This window comes from Alcaligenes sp. EGD-AK7 (genome assembly GCF_000465875.3).
Lineage (GTDB): Bacteria > Pseudomonadota > Gammaproteobacteria > Burkholderiales > Burkholderiaceae_B > Alcaligenes > Alcaligenes phenolicus.
Genome location: NZ_AVOG02000001.1, coordinates 203,154 through 223,090, shown reverse-complemented (window position 1 = coordinate 223,090; position 19,937 = coordinate 203,154). Strand labels below are relative to the sequence as shown.

The window sequence follows — 19,937 nt, the reverse complement described above, 5'->3', positions numbered from 1 at the left end:
GATTAGAGCTCGCCCAAAGCGATGCGCAACATGCGGCGCAGCGGTTCAGCCGCACCCCACAGCAACTGGTCGCCAACCGTGAAGGCGCTCAGGTACTCGGGGCCCATGTTCAGCTTGCGCAGACGGCCCACAGGGATATCCAGCGTGCCGGTGACGGCAACTGGAGTCAGCGCTTGGACCGTGGCTTGACGCTCGTTAGGCACAACCTTGGCCCACTTGGAACCTTCAGCCAGGATGTCGGTGATCTCGTCCAGCGGAACATCGCGGGTCAGCTTGATGGTCAGTGCCTGGCTGTGGCAGCGCATGGCACCAATACGCACGCACAGACCGTCGATAGGAATGTGCTTGTCCTGTGCACCACGGCCCAGGATTTTGTTGGTTTCCACACCGCCTTTCCACTCTTCACGCGTCATGCCATTGCCCAGATCGGAGTCGATCCAGGGGATCAAGCTACCGCCCAGGGGTACGCCAAAGTTTTTCTGAGGCAGATTGGGGTCGCGTTGTGTCTGCAAGACACCGCGGTCAATATCCAGAATGGCCGATGCGGGATCGTCCAGCAGGCTGGAGACGGACTGGTTGATCAGACCGAACTGAGTCAGCAGTTCGCGCATATGCTGTGCGCCACCACCGGAAGCAGCCTGGTAAGTCATGCTGGTCATCCACTCAACCAGATTCTGGTTGAACAGACCGCCCAGACCCATCAGCATGCAGCTAACCGTACAGTTGCCACCGATGAACTGCTTGCCACCTTTGGCCAGTGCAGCATCGATAACAGGACGGTTGATCGGGTCCAGCACGATCACGGAGTTTTCGTCCATGCGCAGCGTGCTGGCCGCGTCAATCCACAAACCATTCCAGCCAGCGGCACGCAGCTTGGGGTAGATCTGGCTTGTGTAATCTCCACCCTGGGCGGTCACAATAATTGGCAACTTTTTCAAGGCGTCAATATCGTGGGCGTCCTGCAATGGGCCAGCACCGTCAGCCCACGAAGGAGCTGCGCCGCCAGCATTGCTAGTCGAGAAAAACACCGGCTGAAAAAGGGAAAAATCGCCTTCGTCGCGCATGCGCTGCATGAGCACGGAGCCCACCATCCCACGCCAGCCGACCAAACCTACCGCTTGAGTCATGGTAATACCACCTGGATATATAAAAAAATAAAACGATAAAAGATACTATCGCAAAGCCTTGAGCACTGCATCCCCCATAGCACTGGTGCTCAGCAATTGGCAACCGTCTTCGTAGATGTCGCCGGTACGCAAACCTTGTTCGAGCACGCTGGCAACCGCCGCTTCGATACGCTTGGCCTGGTCTTCTGCATTGAGCGAGTAGCGCAGCAACATGGCAGCGGACAAAATGGTGGCCAAAGGATTGGCCTTGTCCTGACCGGCGATATCGGGTGCCGAGCCGTGGCTGGGTTCGTACAAACCTTGCTGGGATGCGTTCAGAGATGCCGAAGGCAACATGCCAATGGAGCCTGTCAACATGGCTGCTTCATCCGATAGGATATCGCCAAACAGGTTGCCTGTGACAATCACGTCAAATTCTTTTGGTGCGCGCACCAACTGCATGGCGGCATTGTCCACGTACATGTGGCTCAATTCCACGTCCGGATACTCACGGGCCACATCAATCATGATGTCACGCCAGAACTGGGATGTTTCCAGCACATTGGATTTATCCACGCTGCACAAGCGCTTCTGACGTTTTTGTGCGGCCTGGAAACCCACGTGAGCGATACGGCGCACTTCGCTTTCAGCATAGTGCATGGTGTCAAAGCCCTGACGCTCGCCCGCGAAGTTGCCCTCTTCCACCGTACGCACGCCACGAGGCTGACCGAAGTAAATATCACCTGTCAGTTCGCGCACGATCAGGATATCCAGACCGGACACAACTTCTGGTTTCAAGGTAGAGGCGTTAGCCAGTTGCGGGTACAGGATGGCGGGACGCAGGTTGGCGAACAGGCCCATGGCACGACGCAAACCCAAAATGGCTTGTTCGGGACGCAGGTGACGCTCCAGCGAGTCGTATTTCCAGTCACCCACGGCGCCGAACAGCACAGCGTCGGAGTTTTGAGCCAGGCTCAGCGTTTCAGGTGGCAGGGGGTGGCCGTGCAAATCGTAAGCGGCGCCGCCCACGGGAGCCACGGTCATTTCCAGATCCATGCCCAGAGCACCCAGTACGCGCTGCGCCTGTTCGGTAATCTCGGGACCGATGCCATCACCGGGCAATACTGCAATTTTATGAGTCATGATGAGTAGGACGTAAAAATTAGGGAATAAGTGTGAAGAACTCCGGCCTGATGGCCGGAGCATCTTGGCTGCCCCGGAAAGGCAGCAACAGCGAAGCTTCTACAAAACCTGCGCCCAGGCTCAAGGCTGACCAACCAGCCAGGGGTGACGGGCCAGACGCTCGGCTTCGTACTGACGGATCATGTCCGCTTTCTGCAAGGTCAGGCCAATTTCATCCAGACCATTCAAGAGGCTGTGCTTGCGCGACGCATCGATAGTGAACGGCAATTCACGGCCTTCAGGCGTGATCACGCGCTGTTCGGCCAGATCAATACGCAGCTTGTAGCCGGGGAAAGCTTTGACTTCATCGAACAGGCGGGCAATATCCAGCTCGTTCAGGACGATGGGCAGCAAGCCGTTCTTGAAGCTGTTGTTGAAGAAAATATCGGCAAAAGACGGCGCGATAATGGCGCGAAAACCATATTGCATCAAGGCCCAGGGAGCGTGCTCACGGCTGGAGCCACAACCAAAGTTCTTGCGCGCCAGCAGTACGGAAGCGCCCTGGTAGCGGTCCTGGTTCAGCACAAAGTCCGGGTTCAGCGGGCGGCGGGAATTGTCCATGCCGGGCTCGCCGTGATCCAGATAACGCAACTCATCAAACAAGTTGGGGCCAAAGCCGGTGCGCTTGATGGATTTGAGGAACTGCTTGGGGATGATCAAGTCCGTATCCACGTTCTCCCGATCCAAGGGAGCGACCAGACCTTCATGAGTAGTAAATGCTTGCATGGTGTGGATTTCCTCAGTTGAACGAACGCACGTCGACAAAATGGCCGGCAATGGCGGCAGCCGCTGCCATGGCTGGGCTGACCAGGTGGGTACGACCACCCTGCCCCTGACGTCCTTCAAAGTTACGATTGGAGGTCGAAGCGCAACGCTCGCCCGGTTCCAGACGGTCAGCGTTCATGGCCAGACACATGGAGCAACCAGGCTCACGCCATTCAAAACCGGCGTTCAGGAAAATCTTGTCCAGACCTTCTTGCTCGGCCTGACGTTTCACCAGACCGGAGCCGGGAACAATCATGGCCTGCTTGACGTTGGAAGCGACTTTGCGACCCTTGGCCACGCTGGCAGCCGCACGCAAGTCCTCGATACGGGCATTGGTACAGGAGCCAATGAACACGCGGTCGATACGGATGTCGGTCAAGGGCATATTGGGCGTCAGGCCCATGTACTCCAATGCACGCTCCATGCCATTGCGGGTGACTTCGTCTTTTTCTTTCTCTGGATCGGGTACGCGGCTGTCAATAGGCAAGACCATTTCAGGCGAGGTGCCCCAAGTCAACTGAGGGGTGATCTGACTGGCATCGATGCGAATCACGCGATCAAACTCGGCACCTTCGTCAGTGTGCAAGGTGTTCCAGTAAGCCACAGCCTGATCCCACAACACACCTTTGGGCGAGTAAGGACGGCCACGCAGATACTGAATGGTTTGCTCGTCCACAGCCACCATGCCTGAACGTGCACCGGCTTCAATCGCCATATTGCACACGGTCATGCGGCCTTCCATAGACAAGGCGCGAATTGCCGAGCCGCCGAACTCAATGGCGTAGCCGGTACCACCAGCAGTACCGATCTGACCGATCACGTACAGGATCAGGTCCTTGGCAGTACAGCCAAAAGGCAGCTTGCCGTCCACCTGGATCAGCATGCTTTTGCTTTTCTTCATCAGCAAGGTCTGAGTGGCCAGCGTGTGCTCGACCTCCGAGGTACCAATACCAAAGGCCAAAGCGCCCACGGCACCGTGCGTGCTGGTGTGGGAGTCACCACAAACCACGGTCATGCCAGGCAAGGTCGCGCCCTGCTCAGGGCCGACAATGTGCACAATGCCCTGACGCACGTCGTTCATGCGGAATTCGGTAATGCCGAATTCTTCGCAGTTGGCGTCCAGGGTATCGACCTGCAGGCGCGAGATCGGGTCTTCAATGCCGTTCTGGCGGGAGGTGGTGGGGACGTTGTGGTCCGCCACAGCCAGGTTGGCACTGATGCGCCAAGGCTTGCGGCCGGCCAGAGTCAAGCCTTCAAAGGCCTGGGGGCTGGTCACTTCATGCAGCAAGTGGCGATCAATGTAGATCAAACAGGTGCCATCCGTGTCCTGATGCACGACGTGTTCGTCGAACAACTTATCGTATAAGGTTTTTGCCATTGCGCTCTCGCGATTCAGTTGAAATTACAGTCCGCACAGAGCGGGCTGCACATTAATTTTTTCTTATTATGACAGGCGCAGTAACTGGGACAAGACCAGTTTCCATACTAGTATTGGGACTACCACCCTAAATAGAAACATGCCCCTCGACAAGGACTCCCGGAGCCTTGTCAAAGAAAGCTCTGAAAAACCAACATCGTCAGCCTTGGCGATTGCTTCAGGCCGGACTCTTGTTCAAGAAGGTTCAGCAATGGCCAAGCTCAAACGCTCTACCCATTCATCGGCCATGCCCTGATCGCTAATATTGGCAAAGCCCATCAACAGCCCCTTATGCACCGCAGGCGATATTTGCCAGTCGCTCAAAGCCTGAACGGCCAGGCCCTGTTCCTGGGCAGCCTTGGCCAAAGGCCGGTCATCTTCTGCCCTCCTCAAATTGGCAAGCACATGAATCCCGCCTGCCTGGCTTTGCACCTGCAAGCGCTCCCCCAATATCTGTTGCAGCGCCTGTACCAAATAAGCCCGACGTTGTGCATACAAAGCCCGCATCTTGCGCAAGTGCCGCGCAAAGTAGCCCTGCTCCATGAAGTCCGCCACGGTAGCCTGCGTCAGGATGGAACCCGGCCCGCCTGAATAGTGAGCCGCCTGCTGGAAACGCTCCACCTGGGACAAGGGTGCGACCAAGTACGCCAGCCGCAAACCGGGATTCAGAACCTTGCTGAAGGTGGCGGTATAGATCACCCTGTCGTCCCTATCCAGACTTTTCAGGGCAGGCAAAGGACGCCCATGATAGCGAAACTCGCTGTCGTAATCGTCCTCCACAATCCAGGCCTGCTGCTGTCTGGCCCACTCCAGCAATTGCAAACGCCTGGGTAGGGACATGGCCATGCCCATAGGGCTCTGATGAGTGGGGGTCACGATGGCAAAGCGTGCCTGTGGGCAATGCTGCTGCCCGGCTATAAGGTTCAGGCCGTCTTCATCCAGCGGCACCGCATGCACGTGCATACCGGCCTGCTTCAAGAACTGGCGGGCAAAAATATAGCCAGGATTTTCGTACCAGCCCGCGTCACCCGGATTCAGAACGCTACGACACACGAGCTCCAGCGCCCCCCAATACCCGGCCGTCACAAAGATCTGCTCCGGCAGACAAGCTATGCCGCGCGATACGCCCAAATAAGCCGCAATAGCCCGCCGCAACGGCGCATAGCCCACCGGATCGGGGTAACACATTGCCACGCCCCCCAAAGAGCGCTGATTCTGGTTGGCCAGTCGTGCCCAGGTCTTGCGCGGAAAGGCATCCAAAGCCGGCAGGCCCAGCTGAAATGGCAAAGGGGGTGAGTCTTCTGCTGGCACATATGGCGAGGCACGCAGGGATGAGGCAGGGACACTGGCATATCTTTTCGCAGCCAAACTGGCCAACTGCGGTGACACCACCGTTCCTGCCGGCCCTCGTGCCAGAAAGTAGCCTTCACCCAGCAAGATTTGATAGGCCTGCTCCACCGTACCCTTGGCCACATTCAGCTCACTGGCCAGACTGCGTATGGATGGCACCCGGTCGCCGGGGCGCAATTGGCCTGCAGCAATCGCATCCCGAAAGCGCTCGTACAACTGCTGATAAACAGGAATGCCTGGTTCCCGGCTGGGTTTCCAGTGGCGTAGATCCATACCCATGTCCTAGTCAATTACTGATTTCTTGTCACTGATGACCAGGACATTACTCATGGATAATCAACAAGTAAAGCGGATAGCCCAGCTTGATACTCAGACTGACGCAAACAGTGAATCCCGCCCCATACAGCTACGGCCTGCTCCGCCCCCTGTCTTACTTTCGATTGGATACGCCATGAGTGCACTTCGCCTTCCCTACGACACCCTGTCTCCCAAAGCCTATCAAGGCCTGCTGCAAACGAAGCTTGCTTTGGACAAAAGCACTCTGGGCAAAGAGTTGATTGAGCTGGTTAATTTGCGCATTTCGCAAATCAACGGCTGCTCCTTCTGCCTGGAGATGCACGCAGCCTCCTTGCGCAGCTCGGGCGTGGCCAATGCCAAGATAGACAGCCTGGCAGGCTGGCGTGTCAGTGCGCACTTTAACGAACGCGAACGCGCGGCCCTGGAATGGACAGAATCCGTGGTGGATGTTGCTCACACTCATGCACCCGACGAGCACTTCGAGCCCTTGAAAGCCCATTTCAGCGATACAGAAATTTCGGATCTGAGTTTTGCGATTGCCTTGATGAGCGCCTTCAATCGCTTGGCCATCAGCATGCGCAAGTGAACGCGAAGGATGATTCTGCAGCGGCAAGAATCAAAAACCCTACGCCAGAAGTCAATCGTCAGACGGAATACGACCGTTCAGCGGCAACACTGAACGGTCAGCTTATTTGCCAACAATCCCGCCTTTACCGCAGGCCTTACCGCAAACACATCAAGCGATCCCTGAACTAGCCATGAAGCAAACCCCCGAAGCTTGGAGTAATGCCCAAGTTCCGGGGGGGGGCAGTTCAGGGGCGGCTCCCCAATCTGCAGGAATGCGACTACTTCAGATCGGCCTTCAGGGTTTCCAGAGCCGCTACGGCGCACGCTTCGTCCAGGTGGCCGCCAGGGGCACCGCCCACGCCGATGGCGCCTATCGTGTCATTGCCGACCTTGACCGGCACGCCGCCGCCCAGCAGCAGAAAGCCCTGGATATCGCCCAGATTGGCGGCACCGGCATTTTTCTGCGAACCCTCCAGCATGGCGCTGGTCAGGCTGCGGGCCGAAGCGGACGTATAGGCCTTGTCGATGCTGGCATTGACCGTATGCGGACCGGCCTGGTCGGCACGTTGAAACGCACGCAATACGCCGGCGCGGTCAACCACAGCCGCAGACACGTTGTAACCTTTGGCCGAGCATTGCTTGACGGTTTCAGCAGCCAAACGGTTAGCCAGATCCAGGGAGATGTTTTTTTCGGTCAGCACACCCTGGGCCTGGGCGGCACCAGCGGCAAACAACAACGCCATCAAAAGGGAAGAGCGCAACATAGCAGTAATCTCCATTTATCAGTTCCGACAACACTGTCGGCATGGAAAAACTATACTTGCGCCGCCCGAACGTGACTATTCGGACGCTTACCCTGGCATCTACGTAGTTTTACGGAGAGACACTCACCAAGCTGGCGTAATGCCGAATCAGGTGGGCCAGGTTATCGACCTGCAGTTTGGCAAACAGGTTGGCACGATGCGTTTCAACTGTACGGGGCGACAGCGACAGCACACGACCTATCTCCTTGTTGGTCAAGCCCTCGACAATCAGCGCCAGCACCTCGCGCTCGCGCTCGGACAAACTTGTGTAGCGTTCACGCACCCACTGGTCGGCCGCAAGCCGCTCACGACGGCGCACGTGCTGACGCACGGCCTGCTGAACCGTGTCCAGCAACACATCGTCACTGACCGGCTTTTCCAGGAACTCGACAGCACCCGCCTTGAAGGCGCGCCGGCACATATCCACCGTGCCGTGCCCGGTCAACAGAATGATAGGCTGATCCACGCCTTGTTCAATCAGGGTATCGAGCAAGGTCAATCCACTGATGCCGGGCATGCGCACATCCAGAATCAATGCCCCGATAGACTGCCGATCAAAAGACTCCAGAAACTGCTGCGGATCCGCCCAAGTCTGCACCCGTAACCCGACTGTGCTGATCAGCAAGGACAAGCTTTGACGCACGGCGGCATCATCGTCCAGCAGGTGGATCAAGGGCGACAGGCTAGAGCCATTTTCAGTAGGGTTCATGATGCTTCCTCATCCACGAGTTGCAGTTCCAGCGCAAACACGGCTCCCCCCATGGGATCGTTGAACGCCTTCAAGCCGCCGCCCATGGCCTGAGCCAGCGACTCGCTCAGGCTCAGGCCCAGCCCCAGGCCGTCGGAGCGCGTCGTAAAGAAAGGCTCGAACACACGATCCAGATGCTGCGGGACTATTCCCGGACCATTGTCACGCACGGTCAATTCCACGCGCCCTTGTCGCTGCAACACCTCGAGCCAGATGCGCGGATTGCTGATCTGGGCTACGCCCAAAGCGGATACGGCATTATTGAGCAGATTGTGGATGATTTGTCCGAGCGCCACGGGTTCACCAACAACAACGACATCGTGTGAAGGAAGGCGTTTTTCCAGGGTAATACCATGCCGCTCCAACTCCGGCATCAGCAAATGCACAGCCTCGCCCAACACCCGCGTCAAGGACACCGGGCAGCACTGCTCAGCCAGACCGCTTTCACACAAGCTGTGCCGCAGGCGTGTCAACACGCTGGCCGCACGCTTGATCTGCTCCACCGAATGCGCCATGGCTTCACGTGCCGGCTCCAGGTCGGGGGGATCATCCTGCAAGAGCCGCAGGCTGGCTTGTGTATTGGCCAATACGGAGGTCAAAGGTTGGTTCAATTCATGCGCCAGGCCCGCGGCCATTTCGCCGAGCGCATTCAAACGGCCCACCTGACCGATACGCAGCAACTCCTGAGCGCGCAAGGTCTGTTCACGCTGTTTGCGCACATAGATGACCAGCGCCACCAGCAAGGCACTGGCCAGGGCGAACAGTGCCGCCTGTCCCCAAGGCAGGTCGGCATAGCCCACGACGCGACGCGTGTGCAATTGAAAGGGTTGGCTGGTGGAAGTCATTGTCTTGCCTGACTGGAATACCACAGGCCCGGCATGCTCCAACCCAGGACTGATCACCCATTGTTGGTCCTGCCACTCCAGCACCACGCGCACGGGACTGCCATCACGCCGAAAAGGCCATTCGTCCCAGGCGATGGCGGCATTCAAATCCAGCAGCACGGCAAAGCTGGCCGGATGCGCCGCTACCAGCAGAACATAGCGCCCTTGTGCCAGTTGCACATCCGTCAACACGGCGCGCTCGGCCTTTAGAGACTGCAACTGCGCCTGCTGCCATTGAGGATTGGCCCACGCGACGTCGCTCTCTTCGCGATAGATCGCCATGATCTGGGGAAACATGGCTTTCAGCGTTCCCAGACGTTCAATGCGCTGCACGGGCGGCTGCAACAGGGCCAGCATTTGTAAAATGGCGTCATGCTGGGCCAGACGCTGGCCCAGCAGCCGGTAGGCTATATTGCTTTGCACCGTGAATGCCTCCTGCTGCCGCGCCAGTTCAGCGCGCGTCAACACGATGGCGCCGGCCAAAGACAGGCCGAGCCAAATCAACAAACCATACAGAAAAGTGCGATGGCGCGATTTCATGAGTGCATTGTGAGTATGGGAAACAATCAGATAAATAGGTCGACGGGTCGAGAAACCAGGCTTTCCTATACTAAACAATGTCCCTGTCCCGCGCCGTTGCGAGCGGCAAGGTCTGGATCTCAGTTCCCACTCCATGATGAGAGCTGAGCTTGGCAATCTCCAACAAAGCCTCATCAAGGGTGTTGTTCATTTCAGATCATGAACCTCTGAAGCCAGCCTTTCACGGCTTGGCCGCCTGCTGATACAAGGGCATGACGCGTTCCGAGATCGCCTGCAAATCCGCAATACGGGTTGAGGAAGCCGGGTGAGTAGAGAGGAACTCCGGCTGACTTCTGCCCTGCTCCAGGGCCCCCATCTTCTGCCACAAGCTGACCGCAGCACGCGGGTCGTAGCCTGCACGCGCAGCCAGCTCAACCCCGATCAGATCGGCCTCGGATTCGTGAGTGCGGCTGTTAGGCAGTTCAAACATGACTTCGCTGAGCGTACCGCCCAAATCGTTCACAGCCTGCACACCAGTCAGGGCGGAGAGCACCGTCAAACCGAAAGAAGTCGCCATTTTCTGGGAAACCTGCTCACGCGAATGCTCGCGCAAGGCGTGAGCAATCTCATGCCCAATGACAGCAGCCAGTTCCGCGTCCGTTGGCTGAATCCGTTTGATCAAGCCGCTGTAAACCGCCATCTTGCCGCCCGGCATGCACCAGGCATTAACTTCGTCCTCATTGATGACGTGGACTTCCCAATTCCAGGAACGGGCGTCCGCCCGGAAAACACCGACTTGATCGATCAGGCGTTGGGCAATGGACTTGACCCGACGAGTCTGGGCCGCATCGGTATCCAGCGCCTTTTGCTGCCGAGCCTGGGACAAGACCTGAGCATAATTCTGGGCCGCCGCCTGATTGAGCTCGGCCTCGGACACCAGATTGGAGATAAATTGTTTGCGTTCGACACCTACCGTCCCGCTTTCCGTCGTCTGCACCGTGGCACAGCCCGTCATGGCCAGTATCAACCCCGCCGCCAAAAAGCGTTTTCCTTTCGCAATACCTTTCATGCTCAGCTCCAAAAAACAAACCTGACAAGAAAATGAAGTGCTAGGGTCCTGCGCAAACCCTCAGTTTCAGACGCCGCACTGCGAACGATGACGAAGACAATGATCCATCAAGACAATGGCCAGCAAGGCTTCGGCAATCGGCGTGGCACGAATACCCACACAAGGGTCGTGACGGCCCAGTGTCTGCACTTCAACCGCTTCACCGGCTCGATTCACGGAAGGACGCATGGTACGGATGCTGGCAGTAGGCTTGATCGCCAGAGAAACCGTCACGGCCTGCCCGGAGGAAATACCACCCAATACGCCACCGGCCTGGTTGGTCTTGAAACCATCGGGGTACAGCGCATCACCGTGCTCCGAGCCTTTTTGCGTAATGCAATCAAAGCCAGCGCCAATCGACACGCCTTTAACGGCGTTCAAACCCATCATGGCATGGGCGATATCGGCATCCAGACGGTCGTAAATAGGTTCACCCCAGCCAGCGGGCACGCCTTCGGCCACAACTTCAATGCGTGCGCCAATCGATTCGCCTTCTTTGCGCAGCTCGTCCATATAGGCTTCCAGCTGCGGCACCACGTCCATGTCTGGCGCGTAAAAGGGATTCTGCTCGACCACATCCCAGCTTTTGAAAGGAATGGCGATGGGGCCCAGTTGGCTCATATAGCCGCGAATCTTCACGCCGAAGTGCTCGGCCAGCCACTTCTTGGCAATTGCACCGGCCGCCACGGTAGGCGCAGTCAGGCGAGCTGAAGAGCGACCACCACCACGCGGGTCGCGGTTCTCGAACTTCTTCCAGTAGGTGTAATCCGCATGGCCGGGACGGAAGGTATCCAGCAGATTGCCGTAATCCTTGCTGCGTGCATCGGAGTTGCGAATCAGCAGGCTAATGGGCGTGCCAGTTGTACGACCTTCGTAAATACCGGACAGAATTTCCACCTGATCCGGCTCACGGCGCTGAGTCACGTGGCGCGAGGTGCCAGGACGGCGGCGATCCAGTTCAAACTGAATATCCTGTTCAGACAGCTCCAGGCCCGGAGGGCAGCCGTCGATCACTGCGCCGATCGCTGGACCATGAGATTCGCCGTAATTCGTGACGCGGAAGCTTTTACCTAGAGTATTGCCGGACATAGAGAAAGTGAACGCAAAGAAATGAGGAAAAATGAAAGACAGGCACGATTATGGCATTGTTCCCGAATCCGGACATGCGCCGCGCCCGGTCTTTCAGGAAGAGCAACTGACGGCCAGCTCCGCACTGCCTTCTGGCGGCGGCATGGCATAGGCCTCAAAACCGGCCCGCTCGGTGTATGGGTCGCGCAGCAGCATCAGCAAGGTGTCGATTTCGCTGGCGTCATCCTTGGCAGCAGCCTGGATGGCCTGCTCAGCCAAATGGTTACGCAGCACATATAAAGGATTGACGCGATTCATGGACTCGCGCTGCTCTGGCGTGTCGGAACCGTCCAACTTCAGACGCTGGCTATAGGCTTGCCACCAGGCCCGGGCCTGATCTTCGGAACCCTCAAACAGGCTCAGGAAAGCCTCGGGTGCCTTGCTGGCCTGTGCCAGAGCACGGAAGGACAAGGTGAAATCCGCCCCGCTGTTGTGCAGCAAGCGCCACCAGTCATCGACCAGTTGCGCGTCATCCGCCTGCCAGGTGCGCAGGCCCAGCTTGGCCTGCAAATTGGCGTGATAGCGCTTCAGAAAACTGGCTTCAAAGGTTTGCAAACGCTCTTTCACCGCATCCACATCTGGATCCAGCACCATCAAGGCACTGGCCAGGCGATACAAGTTCCAATGCACAATCGCGGGCTGCGCATTCCAGGCATAACGGCCTTGATTGTCGCTGTGATTGCAGACGTGATTCACGCGGAATCGGTCCATGAAGCCGTACGGTCCGTAGTCAATGGTCAGGCCCAGAATGGACATATTGTCGGTATTCATGACGCCGTGGCAAAAGCCGACAGTCTGCCAGTCGGCCACCATTTCTGCGCTGCGATGCATCACTTCCTGCAAGAAGCGGCAGACGCGCTCCTGCTCCGAATCGCCTTCGACCAGCAGTTCCGGATAGAACTCGCGCAGCACATAGTCCAACAATTCACGCACACGGCTTGCGTCGTTGGCCCAATGTTCAAACGAGCCAAAACGCACAAAACTGGGGGCAACACGTGTCACAATCGCGCCCGTTTCCACGGTTTCCCGGTACACAGGCGTATCCGAAGTGACCAGGGCCAGGGCCCGGCTGGTGGCAATGCCCAAACCGGCCATGGCCTCACTGGCCAGATATTCGCGCACACTGGATCTCAGCACGGCACGGCCATCGCCCATACGGGAATACGGGGTTTTACCGGCGCCCTTCAACTGCAATTCCTGCGGGCCCGTGGGGGTGTCGATTTGCCCCAGCAAATGCGCGCGGCCATCGCCCAACTGTCCTGCCCAGACACCAAACTGGTGACCGCTATAGACAGCCGACACCGTCAGGCCACCCGGCAAGGGGGCTTGGCCGCTGACTACATCCAGAAATTCCTGTTCCCCCAAACGGGAGACATCCAGACCCAGTTGCGCCGCCAATTCCTTATTGACGTGCAGCAGGCGGGAATTGGCCAGGGGTTGCGGCGGAACCGCCGTATGGAAAGCCGAGGGCAAATCCGCAAAATGATGACTGATGGCCAGGCCATCGAACAAGCTGGACATACAGACCCCCTTAGGCCGATTTGGCGGCTTTGGCAGCCTCGGCTTTTTCGGCCTTGCTGCGCTGCTTGGCCGCTTTCTTGGCTGGCCAAAGATAAAAAATGGCGCAGAAATAATAAATCAGGGACAAGACAATTTCTGCAATCGCCCAGGGCATAACTTCAGCCACCGGGTCCGACCAGGCACGCATGACCCCTTCTGCGAAGTACAGCAGAATCATCATGGACGTCCATTGCAGGGTATATAAATTGCCCTTGAGCACGCTGCGCAGCGGCAGCACCAAAGGAATCACTTTCAGCACCAGCCAGGAGCCACCAGGTTTCAAGGGCGCAAAATGAAGCTCCCAGGCCAGGCACAAAGCAATCAAGGCGACCAAAGCCAGGGCCGCCACTCGATGAAGTATGGGGTTTAAAGGTTCATGCATGCTGTTATTATCACCTGAACCCTGTCGAAAAGCAGCGTCCGCCGCATCAAACCGCTATGAAAAACGACGAGAACTTCCCTATGCCCTCTGAGCAAGCTGAACAAACAGACTTGAACCCAGATAACACCGATCCTGTCTCCGCGCAGGAGCCCCCGCCCGCCCCCACCGCCAAGCATCACTTTTTAAGTGTGGCGCGCTTTGCCATCAAGCGGGTGGCTGAAAAAGATCTGATGAAGGTGGCCTCCAGCCTGACCTACACCACGATCCTGGCCATTGTCCCCATGCTGACGGTGGTACTGGCGCTGTTCACGGCCTTTCCACTGTTCCAGGAATTTGAAAGTGCCCTGGAAGGGTTTTTGACCCGTAACCTGATGCCCGAAGTGGTGTCAGAAAACATCATGTTGTATCTGAACCAGTTTGCCTCCAAAGCGTCAGGCCTGACGGCGGTAGGCAGCTTGTTCCTGATTGTCACGTCCATCATGCTGATCATGACCATTGACGAGACCTTCAACAATATTTTCCAGGTCCACGTGCAACGCCCACTGGGGCAACGCCTGCTGGTGTACTGGGCCATTATTTCGCTGGGCCCGATTCTGACCGGTGCCAGCCTGTGGGCCACGACCATTCTGGCTCGGGAGTCCTTGGGTTATATCGGCGACTTGTCCGGCATAGTGACCTTTGCCCTGTCTTACGTCCCCTTCCTGTTTACCGCCCTGGGGCTGACGGCGCTGTTCATGTATGTGCCCAACCGCCGCGTATGGTGGCGCGATGCGCTGATTGGCGGGGTGGTTACCGCTGCCTTACTGGAGCTGATGAAGGCCGGTTTCGCCTTTTACCTGACCCGCTTTCCCACCTACACGATTATCTACGGCGCCTTTGCCATCCTGCCGATCTTCCTGCTGTGGATCTACATTTCCTGGCTGATCGTCCTGTTGGGTGCCTCCATGGTGGCGATTCTGCCCGACTGGCGTGGCCGCAACTGGGTCAAGACCAATGTGCCCGGCATCGCCTTTACCGATGCCGTGAACCTGCTCTACCAGCTGTGGCTGAACCGTCAGAGCCAGCAGGGACTTAGCGTACGTGAACTCAGCCACAAGCTGGAACGCGACCCGGACGAGCTCTACAGCATTTTATGCAAGCTCAAGTCCATGGGACTGATTGCTGACACCCAGCAAGACAATGACGAACAGTGGGTACTGAGTTGCGATCTGCGTCAGGTCAGCCTGAAACAACTTACCAAGGCATTTCTGCTGGACCGCTCCCATACCCACGAGGGTCCGCTAGAATATGTATTCAATTATCTTTCTCAGTTTTTCGATCAGCGACTATCCAATCTGGAAGAACTGTTTGAGTCGCCGCAAGGCATTCTGACAGGACAACCAGCCATACTAAACGCCGATCCCGGTCAGGAGACCCAGTATGCTAAAAGTCAGTGAAATCCTGCGTGTCAAGGGAGACACGCTTTATACAGGCACCCCCGAAATGACCGTTGAAAAAGCGGTACAGAGCATGAGCGAGCTGGATATTGGTTCGCTGGTGATCATGGAGCATGGTCAGTTGGTGGGTATGTTGACCTTTCGCGAGATCATTCGCCACTGGCACGCTCAGGGCGACAAGGCCCAGGGCTTTACGGTGCGCAGCATCATGGATGACGCCCCTGTCAGCGTCACCCCCAACACCAGCGCCGACGAGGTGCAGCGCCTGATGCTGAACAACCACGCACGCTATATGCCCGTGATGGACGGTCCCGTGCTGATGGGAGTTATTTCCTTCTTTGATATGGCCCGCGCCATTGTTCACGCCCAGCAGTTCGAGAACAATATGCTCAAAGCCTACATCCGCGACTGGCCTACCGATTCCGAGCAAGCCAGCGCATCCTGATCCCCTGGATCAGGCCGCCTTTACTGACGGCGTTGCAATTCTTCCCAGGCCTGCGCAAGCAGGCCTGGATCGTTTTTGGCCAACCAATTGTGATCTGACAAGGTACGACGCCACTGACGTGCGCCCTTCTTGCCGTGCGGCCAGCCCAACATGCTCTTGATCACAATGCGTAACGGCACACCCGCCTGAACATGGTGCCGGGCATAAGCAATCATCTGCTCCACCACGGCATCCTCGCCCATCAAGGGATGCTCAGGCCACAGCCGACGATGAATCTCGCTTAATACCGCCGGCGTATGCCAGGCTGCCCGGCCCAGCATCACACCATCGAACTGTTCCTCCAGCGCTAGCGCCTGATCCGGCTCCTGAATGCCGCCATTCAAGATGACCAGTGCTTCAGGAAAGTCCTTTTTCAACTGCATGGCCATGTCATAGCGCAAAGGCGGAATCTCCCGATTGTCCTTGGGCGACAAGCCTTTCAAGACCGCATTGCGGGCATGAACCGTAAAGACTCGACACCCGGACTCGAACAAAATCCCCACAAAGTCCCGCACAAAGCCATAGGACTCGTTGTAATCCAGCCCCAGCCTATGCTTGACCGTCACAGGCACAGAGACCGCGTCCTGCATGGCTTTAACGCAGTCTGCCACCAACTGCGGCTCGTTCATCAAACAGGCACCGAAAGCGCCTTTTTGAACCCGCTCCGAGGGGCAGCCACAGTTCAGATTAATTTCGTCGTAGCCCCACTTTTCACCTGCCAGAGCGCTGGTCACCAAGGCGTCCCGGTCGCTGCCCCCCAGTTGCAAGGCAACTGGATGCTCCGCCTGATCAAAATCCAGATGACGTGCCTGATCGCCGTGCGTCAGTGCGCCCGTGGTGATCATTTCAGTAAACAGCAAAGCGCGCGGCGCCAGCAGACGATGAAAAAAGCGGCTGTGGCGGTCAGTCACGTCAATCATGGGCGCCACACTCAAACGCCACATCTGGCTGTCCGGCATCACAAAATTAGTCATAAACAGGGAGCAAATAGCCTGATCGCAGGCTTGGTGAAAAAGGGTAAACACCCATTTTAATGGTTTCAGCCGACCACAGGATGAAGATAAAGCGCGGTAAATCGCCGCAAGGCTCCAAAAAGCGGGCGCACTGGTCTAAAATCGGCCGTTTGACATACTTGCGCGCCTGATAGTGCGCCAACAACCGGACCCTCACTGAAAGCATGGCTGTTTTTACTTCTGTCAGCGAACTTGACGCCCGCGAACTGCTGGAACAATACACAATTGGCGAATTTGTTTCCTTACGTGGCATTACCGCCGGCATTGAAAACACCAATTACTTTCTGAGCACCACCCAGGGCGAGTACGTTCTGACTTTGTTTGAAGTCCTGACGCTGGAACAACTGCCTTTCTATATCGAGCTGATGCACCACCTGGCCGCCAAAGGTGTCCCAGTGCCCGAGCCCATGACTCGCCGCGATGGCAAACGCATCTGTGTCATGCACGGCAAGCCTTGCTCGATTGTGACGCGCCTGCGTGGTGGTTACGAGCCCGAGCCCACGGTTGAACACTGCCGCCAGATCGCCCGTACACAAGCTCAGGCCCACCTGGCTGCCCAGGACTTCCCTCTGGAACAACCCAATCTGCGCGGCCTGAGCTGGTGGCAAGCCACCGTTCCCCAGGTTCTGCCCTTTCTGGACGAGAGCCAGTCCGAGCTGATCCAGACCGTCTTGCAAGAACAAAGCCGTTTTGCCGACAGCGACACCTATCGCGCCTTGCCACAAGGCCCGGCTCACTGCGACCTGTTCCGCGACAACGTGCTATTTGCCGGCACCTCGGAAGCACCCCAGATGGGCGGCATCATCGACTTTTACTTTGCCGGTTGCGATACTTGGCTATTTGATGTGGCCGTTGCCGTGAACGACTGGTGTATCGACCGCCTGAGCGGTGCCCTGAACCTGGAAAAAGCCCAGGCCTGGCTGGAGTCCTACGCCCAGGTGCGCCCCTTTACCGAAGCCGAGCACAGCGCCTGGCCTATACTGATTCAGGCCGCCGCGCTGCGCTTCTGGATCTCGCGCCTGTACGACTTTTATCTGCCCCGCCCCGCTCAAACCCTCAAGCCGCATGACCCGCGGCACTTTGAGCGTGTGCTGCGCCAGCGTCGCGACCATGCTGTACCGGCGCTCCCTCGATAAACACGGATACTGATATGCAAGCTGCCAAGCTCCCCTTTCTTTACGGGTGGTACTGGATTCAGGAAGGATTGCGCTTGTTCAAGCTGCAACCAGCTGCTCTGTTCTTCTGGAGCTTGATCACCTCCATCCTGATCAATCTGAGCAATATTTTCCCTATCGTCGGCCAGATGGTACTGATCGTACTGGTCCCGACCATGACCTTTATCATTCAGAATGCCTGTCGCCGCATTCATGAGGGCGAGGTCATTCGCCTGGGCATGTGGACCGAGCCCTTGAAGCCCGCCCCGGTACGCAACCGCCTGATCAGACTGGGCATCATTTACTTGTTGGCCTGCCTGGTCGTCGGCTTTGTGGCGACTTTCCCTTTTGTGAATGAGCTGTCCCAGTTGATGGACAACAGCAATGCCACTCCACAGGAAGTCATGGCGGCCTTTCGCAAGCCCATCATTTTGTTCTTTGTGCTGTATCTGGGCCTGTCCGCCCTGTTCTGGCACGCCCCCGCCCTGGTAGGCTGGCATGCCATCCCGGTCAAGCAAGCCCTGTTCTTTTCCATGGTGGCTTGCTGGCGCAACAAGGCCGCCTTCCTGCTGTACGGCCTATGCTGGGCGGCTGCCTTCTTCGCCATCCAGACTCTGGGCGAATTGCTGCTGGGAGCGGGTTTAAGTCCAGGCACGGCCACCATGGTGCTGACACCTATCAATCTGGCGATGGCTGCCATCCTGTACGCCAGCTTCTACCCGGCTTACCGCAGCGTGTTTGGTGATCCGATGCGCGACGCCGCACAAGGCTAAGCCCGGTCCAGCCATACCCCGCCCCCTGTTTGACGTATTTCCTGCAGGGCGGCGGCCCAGGGCGAAAACTGCTCCGGCCCCGACAGAAAAGTGACCGGCGCCTCCAGTACCGATCTGGCTTTTCTGTGCCAACGTATCGCTCCCGCAGGTACAGCCGGACAAAACCTCAAGGGCTGATCATCTTCATCCAGAAAGCAGATATCCAGAGCCTGCCGCATTCCCCATAGGTGCACCGCCCTACAAGGCCGCAGCCACACCGCAACTGCGAAACTCTTGTTCTGTGGCAATGCCTTCCAGCCACGCCAACGGGCCCAGAAAATATTGGCGTCGAACAGATACAAGGGCTGCTGTGGCACCTGTTGCAGCGGCTGTTTGATCAGTACTGAGATAGACATCGCCCTAGCCTCCCCCTGCCAGCCAAGGGCCTAACAGGCTCATCGCAATCACCAGAAACGTGCAGGGGAAAATGCACACGACCAAAGGGGCCAGCAAATAAACAGGCAGCTTGAGGGCTCTTTGCTCAGCTTCCAAGTGCAAATGACTACGCAATTTTTCAGCTTGAGCGCGTAGCAACAAAGCCAAAGACAAACCCGTGTCCTGTGCCAGTTCCAAAGACAAAGCCAATTCTTCCAGCTCTGCCTGCCTGAAACTCAAAGCGACATTGCGCATGGCTTGCGGCAAACGTCGTCCCGCCCGAACCTCGCCCTGTACCTTGTTCAAGCTGATCAGCAGACTGCCTTGCGGTAGGGCCTGCGTTGCACGCGCCCAGGCTTGCTGCAAGCCCAGTCCGGATTCGACAGCCAGCACCAGCAGATCCAGAAAAAATGGCAAGTCCCGGCGGCAACGGAAATGATGCTGACGCTGCAGTTTTCTTCCTCGTGAGATAGCTTGCAGTACGCTCAGGAAGAAGCCAGTCACAGCCAGCCCTGCAAGCTCCATCAATGAGGCTCCCTGAGTTAACAAGAAAGCACTGACAAGACTCGTGAGCAATCCAGTCAAGGCCAAACGTTTGCTTAAAAACCCCCGTACTTCCTTGGCATACGAACCCCACAATCGCTCGGGCCACTCATGCATAAAAGGCAAGGACAGGCAGAGATTCAGAGTTCTGGAAAACGGGGCTTCCCAAGCCTGCCAGGCCGCCTGCCCCAAACTGCTGCCTCCTTGCAGCAAAAGCAGATAACGACCGCGCCAAGCCCACAGGAATGCCATCAGGAACAAGGCTGCACTCAAGGCAGAGAGCATCCAGATCAGTGTGAGCATG

At 57.3% G+C, this 19,937-nt stretch carries 20 protein-coding genes; 5 read left to right on the top strand and 15 right to left on the bottom strand.

Translation table 11 applies throughout. From position 1 onward, the window contains the following. Positions 1–2: 2 nt before the first annotated feature. From asd to pdxR, 5 genes are all read right to left on the bottom strand, one after another. On the bottom strand, positions 3–1,127 hold the full coding sequence (gene asd / locus N879_RS01005) for an aspartate-semialdehyde dehydrogenase (RefSeq protein ID WP_009462145.1): 1,125 nt from the start codon (positions 1,125–1,127) through the stop codon (positions 3–5). Positions 1,128–1,172: 45 nt separating this feature from the next. Further along, the gene (leuB, locus tag N879_RS01000; protein WP_009462147.1) at positions 1,173–2,249 is read right to left on the bottom strand and encodes a 3-isopropylmalate dehydrogenase; all 1,077 of its coding nucleotides are present in this window, start codon (positions 2,247–2,249) and stop codon (positions 1,173–1,175) included. A 120-nt stretch (positions 2,250–2,369) separates the two neighbouring features. Further along, entirely contained in the window at positions 2,370–3,014 is a 645-nt protein-coding gene (gene leuD / locus N879_RS00995; RefSeq protein ID WP_009462149.1) for a 3-isopropylmalate dehydratase small subunit, read from the bottom strand. Positions 3,015–3,027: 13 nt separating this feature from the next. Further along, on the bottom strand, positions 3,028–4,431 hold the full coding sequence (leuC, locus tag N879_RS00990; RefSeq protein WP_009462151.1) for a 3-isopropylmalate dehydratase large subunit: 1,404 nt from the start codon (positions 4,429–4,431) through the stop codon (positions 3,028–3,030). A 234-nt stretch (positions 4,432–4,665) separates the two neighbouring features. Then, positions 4,666–6,093 carry a MocR-like pyridoxine biosynthesis transcription factor PdxR gene (gene pdxR / locus N879_RS00985; RefSeq protein WP_021446529.1) on the bottom strand — a complete coding sequence of 476 codons (1,428 nt, stop codon included), beginning with the start codon at positions 6,091–6,093 and terminating at the stop codon, positions 4,666–4,668. A gap of 178 nt (positions 6,094–6,271) precedes the next feature. On the opposite strand from pdxR, the gene N879_RS00980 reads away from it, so the two are divergent. Then, positions 6,272–6,703, top strand: a complete 432-nt coding sequence (locus tag N879_RS00980; protein ID WP_009462153.1) for a carboxymuconolactone decarboxylase family protein — start codon at positions 6,272–6,274, stop codon at positions 6,701–6,703. A gap of 259 nt (positions 6,704–6,962) precedes the next feature. Here the strand turns inward: N879_RS00980 and N879_RS00975 are convergent, their stop codons facing one another. The 7 genes from N879_RS00975 to N879_RS00945 all read right to left on the bottom strand — a co-directional run bounded on the left by N879_RS00975 (position 6,963) and on the right by N879_RS00945 (position 13,816). After that, positions 6,963–7,463 (bottom strand): GlcG/HbpS family heme-binding protein, encoded by a 501-nt coding sequence (locus N879_RS00975; RefSeq protein ID WP_031231990.1) that lies wholly within the window; start codon positions 7,461–7,463, stop codon positions 6,963–6,965. 94 nt (positions 7,464–7,557) lie between these two features. Next, positions 7,558–8,196 carry a response regulator transcription factor gene (locus N879_RS00970; protein ID WP_009462156.1) on the bottom strand — a complete coding sequence of 213 codons (639 nt, stop codon included), beginning with the start codon at positions 8,194–8,196 and terminating at the stop codon, positions 7,558–7,560. Further along, positions 8,193–9,659, bottom strand: coding sequence for a sensor histidine kinase (locus tag N879_RS00965; protein ID WP_009462158.1), 1,467 nt, complete (start codon positions 9,657–9,659; stop codon positions 8,193–8,195). The genes N879_RS00970 and N879_RS00965 overlap by 4 nt, the downstream gene beginning before the upstream one ends. A gap of 220 nt (positions 9,660–9,879) precedes the next feature. Continuing rightward, on the bottom strand, positions 9,880–10,707 hold the full coding sequence (locus N879_RS00960; protein WP_009462160.1) for a M48 family metallopeptidase: 828 nt from the start codon (positions 10,705–10,707) through the stop codon (positions 9,880–9,882). A 66-nt stretch (positions 10,708–10,773) separates the two neighbouring features. Beyond that, the gene (gene aroC, locus N879_RS00955) at positions 10,774–11,835 is read right to left on the bottom strand and encodes a chorismate synthase (protein WP_021446527.1); all 1,062 of its coding nucleotides are present in this window, start codon (positions 11,833–11,835) and stop codon (positions 10,774–10,776) included. A 93-nt stretch (positions 11,836–11,928) separates the two neighbouring features. After that, complete coding sequence (locus N879_RS00950) at positions 11,929–13,395, bottom strand: protein adenylyltransferase SelO (protein WP_021446526.1); 1,467 nt, start codon at positions 13,393–13,395, stop codon at positions 11,929–11,931. A 10-nt stretch (positions 13,396–13,405) separates the two neighbouring features. Beyond that, on the bottom strand, positions 13,406–13,816 hold the full coding sequence (locus N879_RS00945; protein ID WP_009462169.1) for a DUF2069 domain-containing protein: 411 nt from the start codon (positions 13,814–13,816) through the stop codon (positions 13,406–13,408). Between the two features lie 56 nt (positions 13,817–13,872). Here N879_RS00945 and N879_RS00940 point away from each other — a divergent pair, with 56 nt between their 5' ends. Together N879_RS00940 and N879_RS00935 are read left to right on the top strand one after the other, a co-directional pair. Beyond that, positions 13,873–15,252, top strand: coding sequence for a YihY family inner membrane protein (locus tag N879_RS00940; RefSeq protein ID WP_009462171.1), 1,380 nt, complete (start codon positions 13,873–13,875; stop codon positions 15,250–15,252). Beyond that, positions 15,236–15,697 carry a CBS domain-containing protein gene (locus N879_RS00935; RefSeq protein ID WP_009462173.1) on the top strand — a complete coding sequence of 154 codons (462 nt, stop codon included), beginning with the start codon at positions 15,236–15,238 and terminating at the stop codon, positions 15,695–15,697. Before N879_RS00940 ends, N879_RS00935 begins: the two co-directional genes overlap by 17 nt. A gap of 20 nt (positions 15,698–15,717) precedes the next feature. Here the strand turns inward: N879_RS00935 and dusA are convergent, their stop codons facing one another. Then, on the bottom strand, positions 15,718–16,710 hold the full coding sequence (gene dusA, locus N879_RS00930) for a tRNA dihydrouridine(20/20a) synthase DusA (RefSeq protein ID WP_021446524.1): 993 nt from the start codon (positions 16,708–16,710) through the stop codon (positions 15,718–15,720). A gap of 203 nt (positions 16,711–16,913) precedes the next feature. On the opposite strand from dusA, the gene N879_RS00925 reads away from it, so the two are divergent. Both N879_RS00925 and N879_RS00920 read left to right on the top strand, forming a co-directional pair. Further along, positions 16,914–17,885: a homoserine kinase gene (locus N879_RS00925; RefSeq protein ID WP_021446523.1), complete on the top strand. Its 972-nt coding sequence runs from the start codon at positions 16,914–16,916 to the stop codon at positions 17,883–17,885. Positions 17,886–17,899: 14 nt separating this feature from the next. Beyond that, positions 17,900–18,676, top strand: a complete 777-nt coding sequence (locus N879_RS00920) for a BPSS1780 family membrane protein (RefSeq protein ID WP_009462177.1) — start codon at positions 17,900–17,902, stop codon at positions 18,674–18,676. Here the strand turns inward: N879_RS00920 and N879_RS00915 are convergent. Both N879_RS00915 and N879_RS00910 read right to left on the bottom strand, forming a co-directional pair. Continuing rightward, positions 18,673–19,071, bottom strand: coding sequence for a hypothetical protein (locus N879_RS00915; protein ID WP_009462179.1), 399 nt, complete (start codon positions 19,069–19,071; stop codon positions 18,673–18,675). The two genes, N879_RS00920 and N879_RS00915, sit on opposite strands and share 4 nt — an antisense overlap. 4 nt (positions 19,072–19,075) lie before the next feature. Beyond that, positions 19,076–19,936 (bottom strand): type II secretion system F family protein, encoded by an 861-nt coding sequence (locus tag N879_RS00910; RefSeq protein WP_021446522.1) that lies wholly within the window; start codon positions 19,934–19,936, stop codon positions 19,076–19,078. Position 19,937 lies beyond the last annotated feature (1 nt).